This window comes from Ornithinimicrobium pulveris (genome assembly GCF_050261105.1).
GTDB lineage: Bacteria > Actinomycetota > Actinomycetes > Actinomycetales > Dermatophilaceae > Ornithinicoccus.
This window is the reverse complement of sequence record NZ_CP189837.1, coordinates 186,417-205,054: the sequence shown is the minus strand read 5'-3', so window position 1 is coordinate 205,054 and position 18,638 is coordinate 186,417. Positions and strand designations below refer to the sequence as shown.

Annotated in this window: 13 protein-coding genes; 3 read left to right on the top strand and 10 right to left on the bottom strand. The window is 68.6% G+C overall.

What is annotated here, in order from left to right; translation table 11 throughout:
- Positions 1–205: 205 nt before the first annotated feature.
- The 4 genes from ACQBAT_RS00880 to ACQBAT_RS00865 form a co-directional block, all read right to left on the bottom strand.
- Complete coding sequence (locus ACQBAT_RS00880) at positions 206–1,066, bottom strand: Fpg/Nei family DNA glycosylase (RefSeq protein WP_420746333.1); 861 nt, start codon at positions 1,064–1,066, stop codon at positions 206–208.
- Positions 1,059–2,108, bottom strand: coding sequence for an App1 family protein (locus tag ACQBAT_RS00875; protein ID WP_420746332.1), 1,050 nt, complete (start codon positions 2,106–2,108; stop codon positions 1,059–1,061). The genes ACQBAT_RS00880 and ACQBAT_RS00875 overlap by 8 nt, the downstream gene beginning before the upstream one ends.
- 77 nt (positions 2,109–2,185) lie before the next feature.
- Positions 2,186–4,105 carry a peptidoglycan-binding domain-containing protein gene (locus ACQBAT_RS00870; RefSeq protein WP_420746331.1) on the bottom strand — a complete coding sequence of 640 codons (1,920 nt, stop codon included), beginning with the start codon at positions 4,103–4,105 and terminating at the stop codon, positions 2,186–2,188.
- 561 nt (positions 4,106–4,666) lie between these two features.
- Positions 4,667–6,484: a bifunctional metallophosphatase/5'-nucleotidase gene (locus tag ACQBAT_RS00865; protein WP_420746330.1), complete on the bottom strand. Its 1,818-nt coding sequence runs from the start codon at positions 6,482–6,484 to the stop codon at positions 4,667–4,669.
- 351 nt (positions 6,485–6,835) lie between these two features.
- Here ACQBAT_RS00865 and ACQBAT_RS00860 point away from each other — a divergent pair, with 351 nt between their 5' ends.
- Positions 6,836–7,741 carry a DUF559 domain-containing protein gene (locus ACQBAT_RS00860; RefSeq protein ID WP_420746329.1) on the top strand — a complete coding sequence of 302 codons (906 nt, stop codon included), beginning with the start codon at positions 6,836–6,838 and terminating at the stop codon, positions 7,739–7,741.
- Positions 7,742–8,404: 663 nt separating this feature from the next.
- Here the strand turns inward: ACQBAT_RS00860 and ACQBAT_RS00855 are convergent.
- The 4 genes from ACQBAT_RS00855 to ACQBAT_RS00840 are packed head-to-tail and all read right to left on the bottom strand — an operon-like array spanning position 8,405 to position 12,900.
- Positions 8,405–9,376, bottom strand: a complete 972-nt coding sequence (locus ACQBAT_RS00855) for a carbohydrate ABC transporter permease (RefSeq protein WP_420746328.1) — start codon at positions 9,374–9,376, stop codon at positions 8,405–8,407.
- On the bottom strand, positions 9,373–10,476 hold the full coding sequence (locus ACQBAT_RS00850; RefSeq protein WP_420746327.1) for a carbohydrate ABC transporter permease: 1,104 nt from the start codon (positions 10,474–10,476) through the stop codon (positions 9,373–9,375). The genes ACQBAT_RS00855 and ACQBAT_RS00850 overlap by 4 nt, the downstream gene beginning before the upstream one ends.
- A gap of 53 nt (positions 10,477–10,529) precedes the next feature.
- On the bottom strand, positions 10,530–11,819 hold the full coding sequence (locus tag ACQBAT_RS00845; RefSeq protein ID WP_420746326.1) for an extracellular solute-binding protein: 1,290 nt from the start codon (positions 11,817–11,819) through the stop codon (positions 10,530–10,532).
- Positions 11,820–11,838: 19 nt separating this feature from the next.
- Positions 11,839–12,900: a LacI family DNA-binding transcriptional regulator gene (locus tag ACQBAT_RS00840; protein ID WP_420746325.1), complete on the bottom strand. Its 1,062-nt coding sequence runs from the start codon at positions 12,898–12,900 to the stop codon at positions 11,839–11,841.
- 92 nt (positions 12,901–12,992) lie between these two features.
- Between ACQBAT_RS00840 and ACQBAT_RS00835 the strand changes: the two genes are divergently transcribed.
- Complete coding sequence (locus ACQBAT_RS00835; protein ID WP_420746324.1) at positions 12,993–14,774, top strand: glycogen debranching N-terminal domain-containing protein; 1,782 nt, start codon at positions 12,993–12,995, stop codon at positions 14,772–14,774.
- Between the two features lie 239 nt (positions 14,775–15,013).
- A complete protein-coding gene (locus tag ACQBAT_RS00830) occupies positions 15,014–15,919 on the top strand; it encodes a DUF559 domain-containing protein (RefSeq protein ID WP_420746323.1) in 906 nt (301 codons plus the stop codon).
- A 235-nt stretch (positions 15,920–16,154) separates the two neighbouring features.
- Here the strand turns inward: ACQBAT_RS00830 and ACQBAT_RS00825 are convergent, their stop codons facing one another.
- The gene (locus ACQBAT_RS00825; RefSeq protein ID WP_420746322.1) at positions 16,155–17,570 is read right to left on the bottom strand and encodes an ATP-binding protein; all 1,416 of its coding nucleotides are present in this window, start codon (positions 17,568–17,570) and stop codon (positions 16,155–16,157) included.
- An 85-nt stretch (positions 17,571–17,655) separates the two neighbouring features.
- The gene (locus ACQBAT_RS00820; protein ID WP_420746321.1) at positions 17,656–18,534 is read right to left on the bottom strand and encodes a MerR family transcriptional regulator; all 879 of its coding nucleotides are present in this window, start codon (positions 18,532–18,534) and stop codon (positions 17,656–17,658) included.
- Positions 18,535–18,638: the final 104 nt, after the last annotated feature.

Here is an 18,638-nt window from a genome sequence, read left to right as displayed (position 1 = left end):
ATCTCGAAGTCTCACCTCATTCTTAGATAGGCCAAGATCAACCGATCACCCCTCACGGCGGCCAGTCTCACACACGGCGCCGACACACCCTCGCGGATGACTCAGCCGCGCGTTCAGTGGCCGTTCTGCGCGACACAGCCGACGTCCGGTGGGCAATTTCGGCGACACAGCCGACGTCCGGTCGAAGAAGGAGGGGCGGGCTGGGCTACTTCAGGAAGCGGGAGGTGCGGCGGTCGGCGAGGGGCTTGCCGCCGGTCTGGCAGGTTGGGCAGTACTGGAGGGAGGAGTCGGCGAAGGACACCTCGTGCACGACGTCGCCACAGACCGGGCACTGCTCACCCGTCCGCCCATGCACATTCATCCCGGCCCGCTTGGCGTCCTTCAACTCGGCCGCAGGCTTGCCCTCGGCCGCCAGCACCGCCGCGGTCAACGTCGTCCGCAGAGCCGAATACAGCTCGCCCACCTGCTCCTCGGTCAGCGAGGACGCGAGCGCGAACGGCGACAACTTCGCCGCGTGCAGCACCTCATCCGAGTACGCATTCCCGACGCCCGCGAGCACCGTCTGGTCCCGCAACAATCCCTTGATCTGCGTCCGCCGCCCCGCGAGCAGCGCCGCAAACTCCGCCTCCCCAAACTCCTCAGCCAGCGGATCCGGACCCAAGGCAGCGACGCCGGGGACCTCCTCGGGCGACCTCACGACATACGCAGCCAGGCCCTTCTTCGTCCCGGCCTCGGTGAGGTCGAAGCCGGCCCCGTCGTCCAGCCGCAACCGCAGCGCGATCGGCGACTTGCCGGGGCGCACGCGGGTGTCGGGCACCTCGTCGTACCACCGCAGCCAGCCCGCCCTCGCCAGGTGAAAGACCAGATGGATGCCGTCGACGTCCACGTCGACAAACTTCCCGTGCCGGCTCACCTCGTCCACCGGAGCGCCGACGAGCGCGTCCGGCGGCGGGTCGAAGGTCTTGAGCACCGCGATCGAGCCGAGCTCGACGTCGGTCACCACCTGCGTCACCATCCGCGAGCCGAGGAAATCGACGAGCGCCTGCACCTCGGGCAGCTCAGGCATCGGATCCCTCCTCGCGGAACATCAACTGGTGCAGCCCATACCCATTCGCCGCCTTGAACATCGGCGCCCGCACCTTCTTGCCCAACAACTCATCGGTCGACAGCGGCAGACCACTGGAGAGCACCTGCTCGGCCGGCGTCAGCTCACGGATCGCGATCGCCTCGACCGCCTCCGGATGCTCGACCGCGAACTCGCTGTAGATCACCGGGTCGTGCTGGCCGTCATCCCCGACCAGCACCCACCTGATCTGCGGAAACATCTCCCGCAGCCGCCGCAGCTCCTGCTCCTTGTGCTCCTGCCCGGAGCGGAACCACCCGGTGTTCGTCGGCCCCCAGTCGGTCAGCAGCAGCGGCCCGACCGGATAGTCGTGCCGCCGCAGGAAGCGCGTGATCGCCGGCGCCACATTCCACGCGCCGGTCGACAGATAGAAGACCGGCGTCCGCGGCTCCCGCGCGAGCAGCGAGCGATACATCGAGGCCATCCCCGACACCGGCTCGCGCACGATCTCCGAGCGCACGAAGGTGTTCCAGCCGGCGATGAGGATACGGGGCAGGTGGGTCACCATGACGGTGTCGTCGATGTCGCTGACCAGCCCGATCCGCACCTCCGGGTCGACGACGAGCACCGAGGTGGTCAGCGAGTCACCATTGGGCAGCTCGAGTGTCGCCTCGGCCCACCCCGGCTCCACCCCGTGCCCCTTGACCTCCAGGTCGATATAGCCGCCACGGTCCGTGGTCGCCTCGGCCACCGCGTCGCCAAAGCGCACGAGCACCGGCACGCCCACCGCCGGCGCGGTCAGGAAGAACTGGAAGCCCCGTTGGGCGATGTCGAGCAGCGATTCCTGCGCGTGGGTGAGCGCGGTGCGGCGTTCCTCAGGCTCCACCCGCGATAGCGTCACGCGGGCAAAAACCCGCGCCCGGTCGGTCGTCCCGTAGCCGGTATAACCGAGCAGTCGCTCGTGCCAGCCCCGACGACGCAGCCGCCCGCCGATCCGGCGACGCACGGTGTCCTCGAGCTGGGCCGCGATGTGGGGGCGGGCCATGGAATCAGACTACTTGTCCCGGTATGCCGTGTGCCCAGGCAGGCACATCCGCGCCACCCATCCTCGGCTGGGGTGCGTCAGTTGCGCAAGTCGACGGGAACCCAGTCCTCGTCACCCGGCTCAGCGTCCTCGCCGGCCCCCTCGCCGGCGCCGTCATCCTCGTCATCGCCCTCGTCACTGGCCGCCGCGAGCACCAGCCCGTCGACCCGCCCCTCCTCGATCGCCTCCGCCTCGATCGCGACCCAGGTCGGACCGTCGACGACGCCATTGGGCTCGAGCTCGGCGGCCGACTGCACCGCCATCACGGCCTGCTGCGTCATCGGCCCGAAGTCACCGTCAGCCTCCACCCCGAGCAGCCGCTGGAGCAGGGTGACTGCACCCCCGGCATACCGGAACGGCTCGCCGTCCGCCGACACCGGCGCCGCCGCAGCCCGCGAGCCGTCCACATCAGCAGCCTCGTCCAGGTCCCCGATCGCCAGCTCGGTCTCGCGCACCGGGATCGTCGGGTGGGCGGCGCGCTCGAGATAGATCCAGGTCAGCGGCGTGACCGTGGCCGGCCCGTCACCGCGTCGCGCAGCCTGCAGCGCCAGCTCGGGCACGCCCTCCTCGAACTCGCGCAGCGCCTCGGCCGTCTTCGGCCCGAAGTCACCGTCGTCCTCGACGTCCAGCGCCCGCTGCAGCACCTTCACCGACTCCTTGACGTCGCCCTCGGTGAGCGTCGTCCGCTTCAGCGCGGTGAACTCGGTGCGCTGCCACTCCTCCCCCAACACAGCCAGCGCGCTCTCCGGGATCACGCCGAGATCCCAACCCTGGGCTGCGGCATACGTGAAGGCGTCGGCGACCCCGGTCCCGGGCACGTGGTGGTCCAGCTGCCACTCGATCAGCGCGGCGCGGGTCTGGTCGTCCAGCACACCGGTCTGCTCCATCCCCATCAGCCCCTGCAGCATCGCCACACCCGGGCCGGACTCGCCGGGGCGCACCCGGCCGAGCTCGGAGTTGGGGCTCTGCGCGAGCAGGCTCGCGTCGCAGGCGACGAGGCGCGGGAACTGGTGCACCGCGGCGTACGCCCACGGGGTGACATCGCACGGGCCGAGGTCCGGCTCACCGACCGCGACCCCGGTCCACCACGACGTGCGCATCTGCGCGCCGTCCCAGGTGAAGGAGAAGTGGATGTGGTCGGCGTGCGGGTCGCCGGAGTAGTACTGGAAACCGCGGCCGTCGGCATACCAGATCAGGCCGTTCCAGATCAGGTATTCGATCCCGAACCGCTTGGCCGCCTCACCCTCGTCGGCGGTCAGCCAGGCGACCACGGCGTCGCCGATCATCCGGTCGTTGGTGTCCCACGCCATCAGCGGCCAGTCGAGCGCGCGGCCGTCGTGGTGGAAGCTCGCGTAGTCGATGCACGGGCGCGAGCCGTAGAAGGTGGGCCGGTTGTAATGGTCGGCCACGAGCAGCGCGAAGGCGGTCACGCCGGGGCGGTCGACCGGGTCGCAGGAGATCTGCTGGGCGAACGGGGCGCGCTCGTCGATCTCGGCAGGAAGGTTCTCGTTGACAGGGGGCTCGGGCACGATCGCCGGGTCCGCCCAGACCGGGGTGAAACCGGCCGAGCCGTAGCCGCCGCCGTTGGTCGCGATGCCGGTGTTGGGGGTGGGCCCGGTCATGGGCCCGTCCTGTATGTCGTTTCCCCCCTGCCCGGTGCCGTCGCCGGAGGTGTCGGCCGGGTCGGTCGCGGGGTCTGTCCAGCCCTGGTCGGTGCCGGTGGTGCCCTGGTCAGAGCCGCTGTTGGTGCCGTTGGTGGTGCCGTTGGTGGTGCCAGTGTCGGTCCACTGGCCCTGGTCGCCCCCGCCCTGCTCGCCACCCTCCCCAGGGTTGGCCATCGCAGGTGATCCGCCCACCAGCAGCGCGGCGCTGAGAGCAGCGCTGAGCGCGGCTGCAGCCACGGCCCTCCGGTCCCTGCTCACCGTCTGCGCGCGGTGCTGTCCCCCGGTGATCCTCATACGTCCTTCGTCCTCGTAGAAACAAGAGCCAATCGCGGCGCAGCCCCCTCGCTGGGACGGCGCTCGTGAGACCCGACTCTATGTCCGCAGATGACCCCCTGACCACCCCAGATGCTGATTCTTGGGACAAATTTGACGAACTCGAGATGAACTCGGCCGCAGGGTTGTCACACCAGTCACACCAGTCACTGCTGCCCGCTCGCCCCCTCCCTAGCCCCAGGTCTGCGCCCGTGCTCACTCCCAGGTCTGCACCCGCGCCCACCCCCAGGTTTGCACCCGCGCCCACCCCCAGGTCTGCACCCCGCGCCCACCTGCATCGCCCCCATCACCGTGTCTGGCCCTCCAGCTTCGCGCTTTCAAACGTGCACAACGGTGGCCTCCGGGACGAAACCGCAGGTCACGGCACGGCTCCGTCCCGTTGTGCACGTTTGAATTCCCAAGCTCCTGGCCGGCTGAGCACCTCCCGCCCCACCAGCCCCACGACATACGGGCGGGGCCGCCACCCGAAGGTGACGGCCCCGCTCGCTTCGTCAGGTCGGCCTGCGCCGATCCCGGGTCAGATCACAGACCCTCGACGCGGTCGCCAGGAGCCCGGACCGGAGAGAACTCACGGATGTAGGCAACCAGCGCAGCCAGGTCCTCACTGCCACCCACCAGGTCGGTGCCCTCGGTGAAGACGGTGAAGCTGTCGCCACCCTGCGCGAGGAAGTTATAGACCGCCACACGGTAGGTCCCGTTCGGGTCGATCGGCTCACCATTGAGGGTCATCGAACCCGAGACGACCTCCATCGCCGCCGAGTCCCAGGTGTAGGAGAAGCCCTCCGAGACGCCCAGCGCCAGCATCGGTCGGCTGCCCCGCTCGGGGATCGGCTGGTACTGCTGGTTGAGGACAGCCTCGATCTGGGAGCCAGTCAGCGTGATGGTGTTGATCATGTTGCCGAAAGGCGCCACCCCGTATGCCTGTGCGTAGGTGATATCACCTTGCTCGAGCGACGCCCTCACCCCGCCGACGTTCATGAAGGCGATCTGCGCACCCGCGTCCTGGGCAGACCACAGGATGCTGTCGGCAACGAAATTCGTCATCGCGGTCTCGATGCCACGGTTGCCGCTGGAGTGACCGAGGATCGGCTCGGCTGCCGAGCCGATGACCTGCTGGCCGACGACATCGGCCTTGGCGATCCAGTGGTCGACGATCTCCTGCACTTCGGCGTTCGGGGCGATGCTGCCGTCCGCGTGCACGACGTGGTTCTCCACGGACATGGTGTCGCGGAGCACTTCGCCGCTCTTTCGGTTCACCTTGAAGGTGGTCTCGGAGAGCACGCGTCCCCAGTCACCGGGACCGTTCACGGCCCGCAACTGGCCGTCCGGGTCGGGCAGCAAGCACGCGAAGGCCCCGTGCGTGTGACCAGTCAGCAGCGCGTCGACTGCCGAGGTGGTGTTCTCGTTGATGTTGAGGATCTCGCCCGTGAGAGTGTCACAACCGGAGTTGACGTCATCATGGGTGATCGACTCGGGGTAGGCCCCGCCGTCGTCGCCACCCTCATGCACGAGCGCGACGATCGCCTCCACACCCTGAGCCTTCAGCTCGTCGGCGTAACGGTTGATCGTCGTCGCCTCGTCTAGGAACTCAAGGCCCGCGATGCCACCGGGAGAAACCAGGGCGGGGGTGGTGTCGGTGACCACACCGATGTAGCCGACCTTGACACCCTGACCGGCGTCGAGCACAACATAGGGCGGGAGGATCGGGTCGTTGGTCCCCTTAGCCACCACGTTGGCGGCGAGGTAGGGGAAGTCCGTCCCGGCATACGGGGAGTCGCCGAACTGGCCGAGGGTCGGGTGGTCGCCGCCCTCGATCATGCGCATCAACTCATCTACGCCCTCGTCGAACTCGTGGTTGCCGACCGCCTGAGCCTGCAGACCCATCGCGTTGAGCACCTCGATCGCGGGCTCGTCCTGGAACAGTCCCGAGGCGAAGGTGGAGCCACCGATGCTGTCGCCCGAAGCGACCACGTGGGTGGTGGGCTTGCGGGTGTCTCCCGCGGCGAATTCGGCGGTGAGCTGGTCGATCAGGCCGGCCAGATAGGCGGCCCCGCCGTAGCCCCCAGTCGGCGTGAGGTGACCGTGGAAGTCGGAGAACTGCAGCACCTGGACGTCGACCAGGTGGCCTGGAGGGTTCTGCCTGCCCTGACCAGGATTGGCATTGCCCTTACCGCTGTTGTTCCCCGGTCCCTTGTTGGGGTTGTCCGCTTTGGGACCCTGGTTGTTTACCGCCTGGTGGGCGCGGGGGTTGGCGTTCTCGTTGGGGGCGGCGATGGCTGCCGTGCCGACCACGGAGGTGGTCAGCGCCGCGGCCATGGCGACGCCCAAGGTGCGCTTCATTGCAAGAATCTCCTCAGGAGGCTAGTGCGAGACGTCAGCCAACATACTCCCCTCGCGCTCTCGGGGCGGCCCGATTCCATCTCCATGCACGAGACGTTCACCAGTCCTTTCCCGGGCTGAAGCGCTTTCGACGGGTCCGGCCGCGCCGCCCCGGGTGGCGCTGGACCGTGGGCTCCCCGCGACTTTCAAACATGCACACCGTCCCGTATGCCGCCTCCCACCTGCACTTCCTCCTCTCCCCTCTCCGTTCTGCACGTTTGAGCGCCCACCCCAACCTGAGGCTATCGGCCCTGCCAGCATCACTGTGGATAACTTCTGCGGCCACCGGCCCACATCGCGCACAGTGAACCCATGGACCCGGTCGAAGCCCTGCGCTGCTGCGGAGGCTCGGCGACCCTGCGCCAACTCCGTGCCCTGCGCGTCACCAAGAAGGACCTCAAGGCGGCGCGCCTGAGCAAGACCATCACCGTCCCCCGGCGCGGCCGCTACCACCTGGCCGAACTCAAGGAAGCCCCCGCCATCGCGCACGAACTCACCGCGACGCTCTCCCACCGCAGCGCCGCGATCGCGCTCGGCCTCCCCGTCGCGACCACCCCGGAGAAGCCTGAAGTCACTGTCCGCCGCAACCGCAAACTCCTCAAATCCGACCAGAAGCGTGTCAGCGTGACCTGGCGCGACCTCCCCCAGAGCGACGTCAAGAACGGCATCACCACTCCCCTGCGCACCGTGCTCGACTGCGCCCGCGACCTGCCGTTCACCGAGGCCTTGGCCGTCGCGGACTCGGCCCTGCGCGAAAAACTCATCAGTCACGAGCAGCTCACCAGGGCCGCGGCCCAGCTGCGCGGTCCAGGATGCCGGGCCGCGCGCCTGGTCGCCCGGCACGCCAACGAGCTCGCGGCCGGCCCGTTCGAATCGGTGCTCCGCGCGCTGGCGATCGAGGCCGGGCTCGACGTCCGCCCGCAGGTCCACCTCACCGAGAATGGTGTCTGGGCGATGGTGGATCTGCTCAACGAGGAGCTGCGGTTGGTGATCGAGGCGGAGAGTTTCGAGCACCACGCGACGCGCAAGGGTTTCCGCAAGGACGTTCGCCGCTACACCCAGTTCGTGGTTTTCGGCTGGGCCGTCCTGCGCTTCACCTGGGAGGACGTGATGCTGCAGCCGGAGTACGTCCGCTGGGCTCTCCGGTCCTGGCGGCTCCGGGTCACCTCGGGCCAGATGCCCACGCACCCGCCCTCCCAACTGGCTCGACTCGCGTAATCCGCAGAGGGCGGCTGAGCCTGGGTTACTCACGTACCCGCGCCGCGGGCGAGTCACACGGGACTCACGCGCACCTCGGGCCCCAGTTTCCGCCGCGGTTTGGGATTTCAAACGTGCACAACGTCCCGTATGCCGCCGCTCACCTAGGGTTTTGCACCTCACCTGTTCGTTGTGCACGTTTGAATTCCTGAGCCCTGGCAGGAGCAGCCAGGCGGCGCACCGAAGGGGGGGTCGGCGCCGGGCTGGCCAGGAGAGGGCGGCTGGGCCAGGGTTACTCACCTGCCCGCGCCCCGCGCGAGTCACACGGGACTCACGCGCACCTCCGGCCTCAGGTTCCAGCTCAACTCGGGATTTCAAACGTGCACAACGTCCCGTATGCCGCTTCCCACCTGGGGGTTTGCACCTCACCTGCTCGTTGTGCACGTTTGAACTCCTGAGCAGCGCGGGAGATGGGAGATGCGAGGGAGGGACCAGCGCGGGAGGGAGCCGCGCGGGAGGGACCAGCGCGAGAAGGAGAAAACTAGGTGCACCGAAGAGGCGGGCTGGTCAGGGCGACGAAGCCCCGACCAGCCCGCCCGGCAACGGGAGTCTCACTCGCCCGGCACGTGCAGCCGAGCGCACCCGCGGGGCGCGCCCGACCTGCACCCGCCGGGCGCCGAGCGCTCACCCCTTCTCAGCACCCACGTTCGCGCCCTGGGTGAAGTAGCGCTGGAAGACGATGAAGACCAGCGCGGTGGGGATGGTCATCAGCAGGCCGGCCATCATCGTGATCGGGAACTGGCTCCCGGCACCGAGTCCACCGGAGGTCAGGCTCGCCAGGCCACGCGTCAGCGTGTAGAGACTCGAGTCGTTGGTCGCGATGATGAAGTGCCCCAGCTCGTTCCACGATCCCTGGAAGCTCAAGATCGTGATCGTGATCAGCGCCGGCTTGGCCATCGGCAGCACGACCGACCAGAACGTCCTGAACGGCCCGGCACCGTCGATCCGCGCAGCCTCCTCGATCGAGGGCGGGATCTGCTCGAAGAACTGCTTCATGATGAACACACCCGCGGCGTCGACCACGAGCGGCACGATCAGCGCCGGATAGCTGTTGTAGATCCCCAGGTAGTTGATCACCAGGAACTTCGGGATCAGCAGCACGATCCCCGGCACCGCCATGATCGCGAGCAGCAGCGTGAAGACGGTGTCGCGCCCGAAGAACTTCAGCCGCGCCAGCGCATACCCGGCCATCGAGCAGAACAGCACGCGGCACACGGTCACGAAGAGCGTGACGATCACCGAGTTGGTGAACCACAGCGGGAACCTGGTCTGCAGCAACCGTTCCCAGGCCGCCGTCGTGAACGGGTCGGGGATCAGCGACAGCGGGTTGTTGACGGCGTCCGGGTTGGTCTTGAAGGCGGTCACCAGCTGCAGGATGAAGGGGAAGATGTAGATGATCGCGAACAGGATGAGCAGCCCGTAGACGACGGTCTTCTTGACGCCGCCGTCCTTGTCGCCGACGGCTTTGGTGGACGACTCCGCTCCCGTATGCCGTTTCTCACCCCCGCGCTCGCGTCGCCGCCGCGCGGTGTCCTCGCCCTGGTAGACGAGGCCCTGCTGGTTCATCGACGTGCCGCCGGTCGTGCTCTGGGTCATGACTGGACCTCCTCGGCCTTGGACCGGGCGAGGGTGGCCTCACCGGCGGGCGTGTTGGGGCGATCGGGGCCCTGGCCGCGAGCGGCCTGGCGCCGCTCACGTCGTTGCCGTCGTTCCAACCTCTTCTGGGCGGCCGCGTCCTTGTCCCGCAGGATGAAGCGCTGCAGCTGGGTCAGGGCGAAGATGATCAGGAAGAGCAGGAAGGCGATCGCCGCACCACGGGGGAAGTTGAGGTTGGTGAAGGCCTGCTGGAAGGACAGATACGCCGGGGTCAGGGTGGTCTTGGAGGGGCCACCCTGGGTCATCACATACATCTGGTCGAAGACCTGCCAGGTGCCGATGATGCCCAGCGTCACCACGAGCAGGATCGTGGGCCGCAGGTGGGGGATGGTGACGTTCATGAAGCGCTGCCACTTGTTGGCACCATCCACCATCGCCGCCTCGTCCACCTCACCGGGCAGGTCCTGCAGGGCAGCGAGGAACATCAGCATGAACGTCCCGGCCGTGGTCCAGATGACCTGCAGCATGATGGCCGACATCGCGACCGAGGGACCGGCGAACCATTCCCACACGGACAGGTTCATCACCCGCGTCCCGGTCATCCAGGCCGGCGGCGACTGCAGGCTCCACAGCCCGACCGCGTCACCGGCGATGTGCAGCACACCACGGGCGTCGTTGAACCAGTTCGGCCCGCTGATCCCCAGCATCGCCAGGAAGCGGTTGACCGCACCGCCACCGGCGAAGAGGAACAGGAAGACCAGCGAGATCGCGACCGAGCTGACCACCGACGGGAAGTAGAAGGCGGTCCGGAAGAAGGTCCGGCCCTTCAAGAACTTCTGGTTGACGATCACGGCCAGCGCCAGCGCCAGCACCGTCTGGACTGGCACCACCCCGATCACGTAGTAGAAGTTGTTGCGCAGCGACATCATGAAGTCCTGCCGCGCCAACCCCTCCGTCCGCAGCAACGAGTCATAGTGCTTCAGCCCGACGAAGTTCACCTCGGAACTGAACGGTGATCCGCGTCCCGTCCAGTCGGAGACCGAGACCCACAGCGCCATAAAGATCGGCGCCACCAGAAACAGCCCCAGGATCACCAACATGGGGGTGATGAACAGCCACCCAGCCACTGGCTGGCGCTGTGGGTCTCGTGATCTCACTGGTCCAGAACCGCCTGCATGTTGTTGTCGAAGGACTCGACGATGCTCTGGACGTTGCCATTGGCCAGGCCCTCGAGCTGGCTGTTCAGGTCAGCGATGACCTCGGTGGAGCCGGCCACGTTGACCGGACCACGGGCATACTCACCACCGGCGATGAAGGCCTCGTCCTCGGGGTAGGTCGAGGCGTAGTCCTCGGCAGCCGACTGGCGCGAGGGCATGACGCCGAAGGCGTCGGCGAACTTCATCTGCTGCTCGGGGCTGGTCAGGAAGGTGACGAGGTCGACGGCGGCGTCCTGGTTGGAGCTGTCGGCCGCGATGCCCCAGCACTGGGTGAAGGTCAGGGTGCCCGGACCGCCGGAGCCCTCGGGCATCTCGACGACGGTGTAGTCCACGTCCGGGTAGTCGTTCTCCATCGCGCCCTTGATCCAGTTGCCCTCGATCGTCATCGCGGCGGCCTCGGTGCCGAAGGCCTCACCGCCCCAGCCGGTGCCGAGGTCGGTGGCGTAGGCGGCCGAGCCGTCCTGCAGCATCGACTGGACGAACTCCAGGCCCTCGATCACCTCGGGGGTGTTGGCGGTGGGCTCGGTCTGGTCATCGTTCATCCACCAGCCGCCGGAGCCGACGACGAAGGCGCCGACCCGGTGGATCTCGGGGGAGAAGGCGAGGCCGACGTGGTCGTCGGTGGTCAGCTGCTGGGCGACGTCGGCGAGCTCGTCATAGGTGGTGGGGATGTCGTCGTCGGTCAGCCCGGCCTCCTCCCACATGCCGGTGTTGATCACCAGGGCGAGGGTGGAGAAGTCCTTGGGCGCGCAGTACTGCTCGCCGTCAACGACGAAGGAGTTGCGCAGCGCCTCGTAGAAGTCGTCGTTGTCCTCGGTGGTGTAGGCGAACAGGTTGCCGGCCTCGGCGTTGGTCGCCACGGCGTCGGCGTTGAGGTAGAAGACGTCGGCCGGGCTGCCGCCGGCGAAGCCCTGGGCGAGCTCCTGGTTCATGTCGGAGGCGACGGTCACCTCGACGGTGTTGCCGCTCTCCTCGCCCCAGGCGTCGACAGCTTCCTGGACGGCGTTGGTCTCGGCGTCACCGGAGGAGGCGATGAGCATCTTCAGCGAGGAGCCGCCGGCGGCGCCGGTGGCGTCGTCACCGTCGGTGCCGCCGCCGGCGTCCTGCTCGGCGCCGTTGTCGGCCGGGGTGGTCTCGTCATCGAAGCCGTCCCCACCGCACGCGGTGAGGGTCAGGGTGCCGGCCGCCGCGAGGGCGACCAGCCGGGTGAGGTGGGTCTTCTTCATGAGGTGTTGCCTTCCTTACTCAGTTCCCCGTGACAGGGATGGGGGTGTATGCCGTCAGCTGGCTCTCGCGGTCCGTGCTGGCTGCGGGGGCGAGGGACGGGGTCAGCAGCTGCCCGGACGTCGCAGGGGAGCGTCCGGACAGCTGGTCGTGGACGAGGCGCAGCAGCGTCTGCGCGAGCGCCTCGAAGGGTTGGGCAATGGAGGTGATCTGGTGCCGCTGGGCGATGGCAGAGCCGTCGAAACCGACCAGGCCGAGGTCGGGGCCGACGCGCAGGCCGCGGTGGGAAGCGGCATACAGGACACCGAGGGCGAGGAGGTCGGAGGCGCAGGCGACGGCGTCGCCGGGGGCGAGTTGGGCGAGGAGGTCGTGGGCTCCGGCGACGGCTGCGTCGAGGTCCTGGTGGACGCAGATTTCGGGGCCGGTGACGCCGCGGGCGGCGGTGGCGTCGACCCAGCCGCGGTGGCGGTCCTCGGCGACGCCTTCGGCGCGGTCGTTGAGCGGCCAGCCGAGGTAACCGACGGTGCCGTAGCCCTGGGCGCCGAGGTGCTCGACCGCGAGGCCGACGCCGGCGTGGCCGTCGACATCGGCCCAGCAGGTGAGCTCGGGGTGGGAGTAGATGCGGCCGAAGGTGGCGAACGGGATGGCGCGGGCGGTGAGCCATCCGGGACGGGGGTCACCGACGTGGGTGTCGGCGAAGATGTAGGCGTCGACCAGGTTGCGGCGGGACATGTCGCTGTAGCCGTCGACGACCGGCCCGTCGGGCTGGACGAAGGGCACGAGGTGCACGTCGTGGGACGGGGCGTGGAGGGCGAGCTGGGTGAGGACGAGCGGCCCGACGTCGGAGAAGCCGTCGGCGTTGAGCTCGACCCCGATCGCCCCGGCGCGCTGGCTGCGCATGCCGCGGGCGGCGCTGGAGGGGCGGTAGCCGAGCCGGTCGATCTCGGAGCGGACGCGCTCGAGGGTGGCGGGCTTGACGCGCTCGGGGGCGTTGAGCGCGTTGGAGACGGTCTGACGGGAGACCCCAGCGGCCGACGCGACGTCGAAGATCGTCGCGCGCTTGCCTATGGGGGTGGTCGGCATGGGGTCCTGTCTCCATTGACGTGAATGTTCGTGACGTGAGTGTTCGGGTCCAGGTGCATTGACGTAAGGGGTGCATCTGGGGCGGCTGGTTCGTGGACGACCGGCGGGTGCTCTCGGTGCTGCAGGTCAGGCTGGATGACGAGCCCGCGGTGGCCGTGGCCTGCGACTCCGTCGGCGACACCTCACGCTTCTGGGCCGTGGCCCGCCACCTCGGCGACCCGGGCCCGGACCCGACGGTCGAGATCCACCGCCGCCGCCAGGTGGTCGCGCGGACGCTGACCGAGGAGATCACGATCCGCAACCGGTCCTCCGAGACGGTGACCGCGACCCTGCACGTCCTCATCGGCGGCGATGGCGCCGACCTGGGCTCGGTGAAGTCCGGCGGGGCCGACGAGACCACTCCCCTGGCCGCGCACCTCGAGCCGACCCCCACCTGGGCCGACGAGCGCCACGCGACCCAGGTGGAATGCACCCCGCGACCGGGGGGCGCACGGCATACGGGACAGGGGGTGGCGCTGGAGTGGCCGGTCGAGGTCGAGGCTGGCGGCGCCCAGGTGGTCACCCTCGAGCTGACGACCGAGCCGGTGGCGGCGAGCGCCTTCGACGCCGGGCAGGGATCGGGGCTGGCGGACTTCGGCGACGTGGCGCAGCGGGTGGCCGACGACCCGGCCTGGCGGCGGATGGTCGAGACCAACCTGACCGACCTGCAGCACCTGCTGCTCACCGACCCGGAGGCGCCGGGGGACGTCTTCGCGGCGGCGGGGACGCCGTGGTACCTGACGCTCTTCGGCCGCGACTCGCTCTGGGCGGCGCGCTTCATGCTCCCCTTCAGCACCGCACTCCCGCTCGGCACGCTGCGCACGCTCGCGCGGCGCCAGGCTCGCGAGGACGACGTCGCGATCGCGGCGGAGACCGGGAAGATCCTGCACGAGGTGCGCCGGGGCGCCTACGACGCGACCGGGCTGCGGCTGCCTCCGCTGTACTACGGGACGGTCGACGCGACCCCGCTGTGGGTGGTGCTGCTCGTCGACGCGTGGCGGTGGGGGCTCGGCGAGGACGAGGTGCGCGGACTCCTGCCGACCATGCTCGCCGCGCTCGGCTGGATGGAGCGGATGTGCGAGCAGGCCGACGACGGCTTCCTGCGCTATGTCGACGAGGCGGGCACGGGGCTCTCCAACCAAGGCTGGAAGGACTCGGGCGACTCGATGCGCCGGGCGGACGGCACGATCGCGCCGGCGCCGATCGCGCTGCTGGAGGCCCAGGCGTATGCCGTGGAGGCCGCCCGCGGAGCCGCCTCGCTGCTTGAGGCGCTGGGTGAGGACGGGGGCGAGCGGTGGGTTGCGTTCGCGGACGCGCTCGAGGGGCGGGTGCGAGAGCGCTTCTGGGTGGGGTCGGGCGAGAACCGCTACCTGGCGATGGCCCTGGATGCCGACGGCCAGCCGGTCGATGGGGTGGGGTCGAACATGGGCCACGCGCTCGGGACGGGCGTGCTGACGGCTGCGGAGGAGCGGCTTGTCGTGGAGCGGTTGATGCGCCCGGACATGCTGCGCGAGTTCGGGATCGCCACGTTGTCGGCGGACAACCCGGCCTACAACCCGACCGGCTATCACACCGGCTCGGTGTGGGTGCACGACACCGCGATCTGCGTGCTCGGGATGCTGCGGGCGGGCTATGAGTCCGAGGCGCGCGAGGTCAGCGAGGCACTGGTCAGGCTGTCCTCCTCGGTGCACCACCGCTTCCCCGAGCTGGTCTCGGGCGACCCGGTGGGCGCGCGGCCCGTGCCCTACCCGGCGAGCTGTCGGCCCCAGGCGTGGGCGGCTGCGTCAGCGGCCGTGCTGCTCGCGGCGCGGGACGGGTCCTGGCGACGCGGCTGAGCCCGCCGCCCCGGCACCTTCCGCACTCTCGCCCGGCCACCTCCCGCACCTCTCGCCTCACGTGCCCACACCCCGTTCACGCGAACGTGCGCATCCGCCCGTATGCCGCCACCCACCTGCACCTTCCCCCTCGCCTCCCCCGATGCGCACGTTCGGGTGCACGCCCCTGCCACTCTCCCACCCGTCCAGCCTGTGGAAAACTCCTGCGGCCACCTGCTCACATCGCGCACAGTGGCGTCATGGACCCAGTCGAAGCCCTCCGCCGCTGCGGCGGCCGCGCGACCTGGGCCCAGCTGAATTCTCTGGAGGTGCGCAAACGCGACCTCGCAGCTGCGGTCAGCGACGAGACGTTGGTCCGATCGCGCCTTGGTCACTACCGGCTCGCCTCCCTCGACACAGATCTGGACACCGCGATCTCGCTGAGCGCCACGCTCGCCAGACGCAGCGCGGCCAACCACTACGACCTCAAGGTGTGGACCGCTCCTGAGAAGCCGGAAGTCATCGTCCCCCGCAACCGCAAGGTGCCGCGCAGTCATCAGCAGCACGCCATCACCACCTGGCGCGACCTCCCGCGGGACACGATCAAGAACGGTGTGACAACTCCTTTTCGCACTGTCCTCGACTGCGCCCTGGACCTGCCCTTCACCGAGTCCCTGGCGGTCGCCGACTCCGCGCTCCGCGACCGCTTCATCAGTAACGACCAACTGACTCGAGCCGTGGGACAGCTGCGCGGACCCCGGGTCGGTCGGGCTCGTCTCGTGGCTCAGCACGCGAGCGGCCTCGCGGCCAATCCCTTCGAATCTGCCACCCGCGCTCTCGCCATCGAGTCCGGGCTTAACGTCAGACCCCAGGTGCAACTCACCGAGGTCGGTGTGTGGGGCCTGGTCGACCTGATCGACGAGTCTCGGCGGCTGGTGATCGAGGCCGAGAGCTTCGAGTTCCACGCCGAACGCAAGGGCTTCCGCAAGGACGTCCGCCGCTACTCGACCTTTGCCGTCTTCGGCTGGACGGTCATCCGCTTCACCTGGGAGGACGTCACGTTTCACCCCGACTACGTCCGCTGGGCACTGGAGTCGTTCCGGCGTCGCGTCGATGCGGGACTCACCCCCACGCCGCCACCCGCCCTCCCGCGCATGTGGGCCTGAAGCCCGCGCCCATCGCGCTTCTACGCCGAAGTGTGACCCGAGCTTGCGCATGCGGCGAGTCCGCGTCGCCTCCTCCCGTGCACGCCGACGTGCGCATCCGCCCGTATGCCGCCGCCCACCTGGCACTTCCCCTCCGCCTGAGCGAATGCGCGCGTTCGCGTGGACGGGCGCCCCCTCCTGCTCGTTCTACTCTTACCCGGAAGTGAGAGTAGAGGGTTCGAGTAGATGCCTACCGTCAGGACCCATGAGGCAAACTCCAGGTGGCCCGCGGGTCCTTGGCCGACTTCCCTCGCCACACCACCTCGCGAGCCTCCTGGAGCGCCCGAAGAGCTCGCAACGTAGCAGGACGCTGGAGCCCAACAGCTGCTGCGATCTCCCCCGTACCCATCGGGCTTGAAGCTGTTCTCAAGACATCCAAGACGCGCGGTGCTGCGGGTGGCATGGTCGCCTGCACCTCGGGACTGATTCTGGGGGTGCCGTGCAAGATCAGCCGTACACTGCCCGACGTTTGCTTGAAGATCGGGTCAACCAGCCCCACGAGGCGCATCTCCTCGAACATGCGCCGCACTCCCTCACCTCTCTCCTGCGTAATGCCGAGGTCGTGACACACCCGCGCGATTCTGGGGTTCCTGGCATACCGCGCGATCTCAAGCGGCCTGGTTGGGTCCACCAACCCTGGGAAGCGCCCAGGGCTTTCAATCTCAAGTCGGTCGGGAAAGATCGCAATACGAATGTGGTCTCCGGACATGCTGTAGGAGCGGTGCACCACTGCGTTGACCAAGCCCTCAAGCCAGGCGTCGCGGGGGACGATCGGGGTCGGCCCAAAGCGCCCATCGTGGCGTAACGCCTGACGGCGGGGCATCCATTGCTCGACCTGGTCCAGGGCGCGGGCTACCACGTCCGGGATCGCACCCTCTACTCGTATATCCCCCTCTGCGTCCACCGTCTGCCGGGCACCGCTGCCCGCACCAACGTTGAGGTGGCGCAGAATACGCACGTGGGCGTGCGGCATCTGCTCACCGGGCGACCTGCCCAACAACAGGTAGGCGGCGATCGTGGGCTGCCCTGCACCGGTCAGCAGACTACGTGCGGAGAGCATCAGCCGGTCCTCGACGGTGGAAGCCATTGCGGCTCTGAGCTCTGTCAGCAATCGCGGATCAAGGTCTGTAACGCCGACGTCAGGCATCGGCCTGGACTCGTACTGTGCCCCACCACGGTCGTAGGCCAACTCTTCCCGCTGCGAGGCATTCAATTTCATGGTTGAGTCACCCACGCGCAGGTAGGCGTCTCCGGCGCTCGTCTCGTGTAAGGCCTGTCCTGGCTCGACCACTGCGAGCAGAATGTCCGGCCCTTCGTCCTCCAGCGTCAGCTCGGTGAAGTGGACGCGCGGGGGAGGGGCGCAGTGGGTGAGAGGGACCCTACGCAAGGCGTTGCTGTGCCGTGGATCCACCGGCCCATCCGGCACTCCCCCCGCCACGCCTATCGCGATAATGCCACCCTCGGCGTTAGCGAAACCGACGATCGCCCGGGCGAGCACATCCGGTTTCACGCGGGCCGACTTGCGATCGAACCACTGAGTCTCAGGCTCGCCGGTGAGGGCAGTCAGGCGCTCGCGGGGTGACCTCGACTTGAGGTCATCGAGTTCGATCATCGCCTGCACTCTCTCCCTACATTTACATTGTTACAGTAAGAGTAGCAGGGTGGAGCTTGGGTCATTGGTCCCGACAGGGCCCCGATCAGGGGGCGACCAGTGCAGCTGCAGTGAGCTGCGTTGCGAGATCTCTCGCAGCGCCCGCGAGTGACATCGGCAGTTGCGTGACGGGGTGGCGCTCAGCCACTGCCGCGGCAGCGCCACCCCCCACAATGACGCGCACCATCGGCTCCAACTCCCGCACCACCTCACCGGCCGGCTTCACATCCATCGCCGTTGGCACAGCAACGACGGCCGCTGCCGGGCTGAGCACCTCGACCGTCCGGACCCACCCCTCCACCGGCACATCGGCGCCGAGATACCTCACATCAACCCCGCACCGCCGCAGACAAACCGCGAACGCCAGCACTGCCAACTGGTGATACGCCCGTGGCGGCAAGCCCACGACCACGACCGGCCCGCCACCCTTCGGCCGAGCCGCCTCAAAGTAGCCCGACAGCCGCCGATTCACGGCACCGCTCACGAAGTGCTCACCGGCCACGTCGACGCGTCCCTCGCCCCACGCCTTACCCAGGTCGGCAAGCGCCGGCATCACCCAGCCATCCAGGACATCCTCCAGTTCACCCGCGGCAAAGGCGCCATCCAGCACACGATCAAGAAAGACCGGATCGAACGTCTGCGCCGCCCACACCAGGTCGAACGACGTGGGCGGCGACGAGGGCTCGGCGATCGCCGCCGACGCCGCCGGCAGACTGACCTGCTTGGCCGCCCGCGAGGCAGACATCCCCTGCCCCACCAGCTCCGCCATCCGCGTCAGGGTCGCCACATCAGCCTCTGAATACAGCCGGTGGTTCTGCCGGGTCCGCGCCGTGGCGACCACGCCATACCGGTTCTCCCAGGCCCGCAGGGTCGCTGGCGCCACCCCGGTCAGCTCGGCGACCTGGTACATCCGATAACGACTCACCCGGACTCCTTCGACCCTTGGCAGCTTCGGGAGATCCTACGGTCGGCGCAGGTCAGCCGCGCTCCGACCCGCCTGGCGTCTAACCTGTGTCCAGGTCTGTCCAG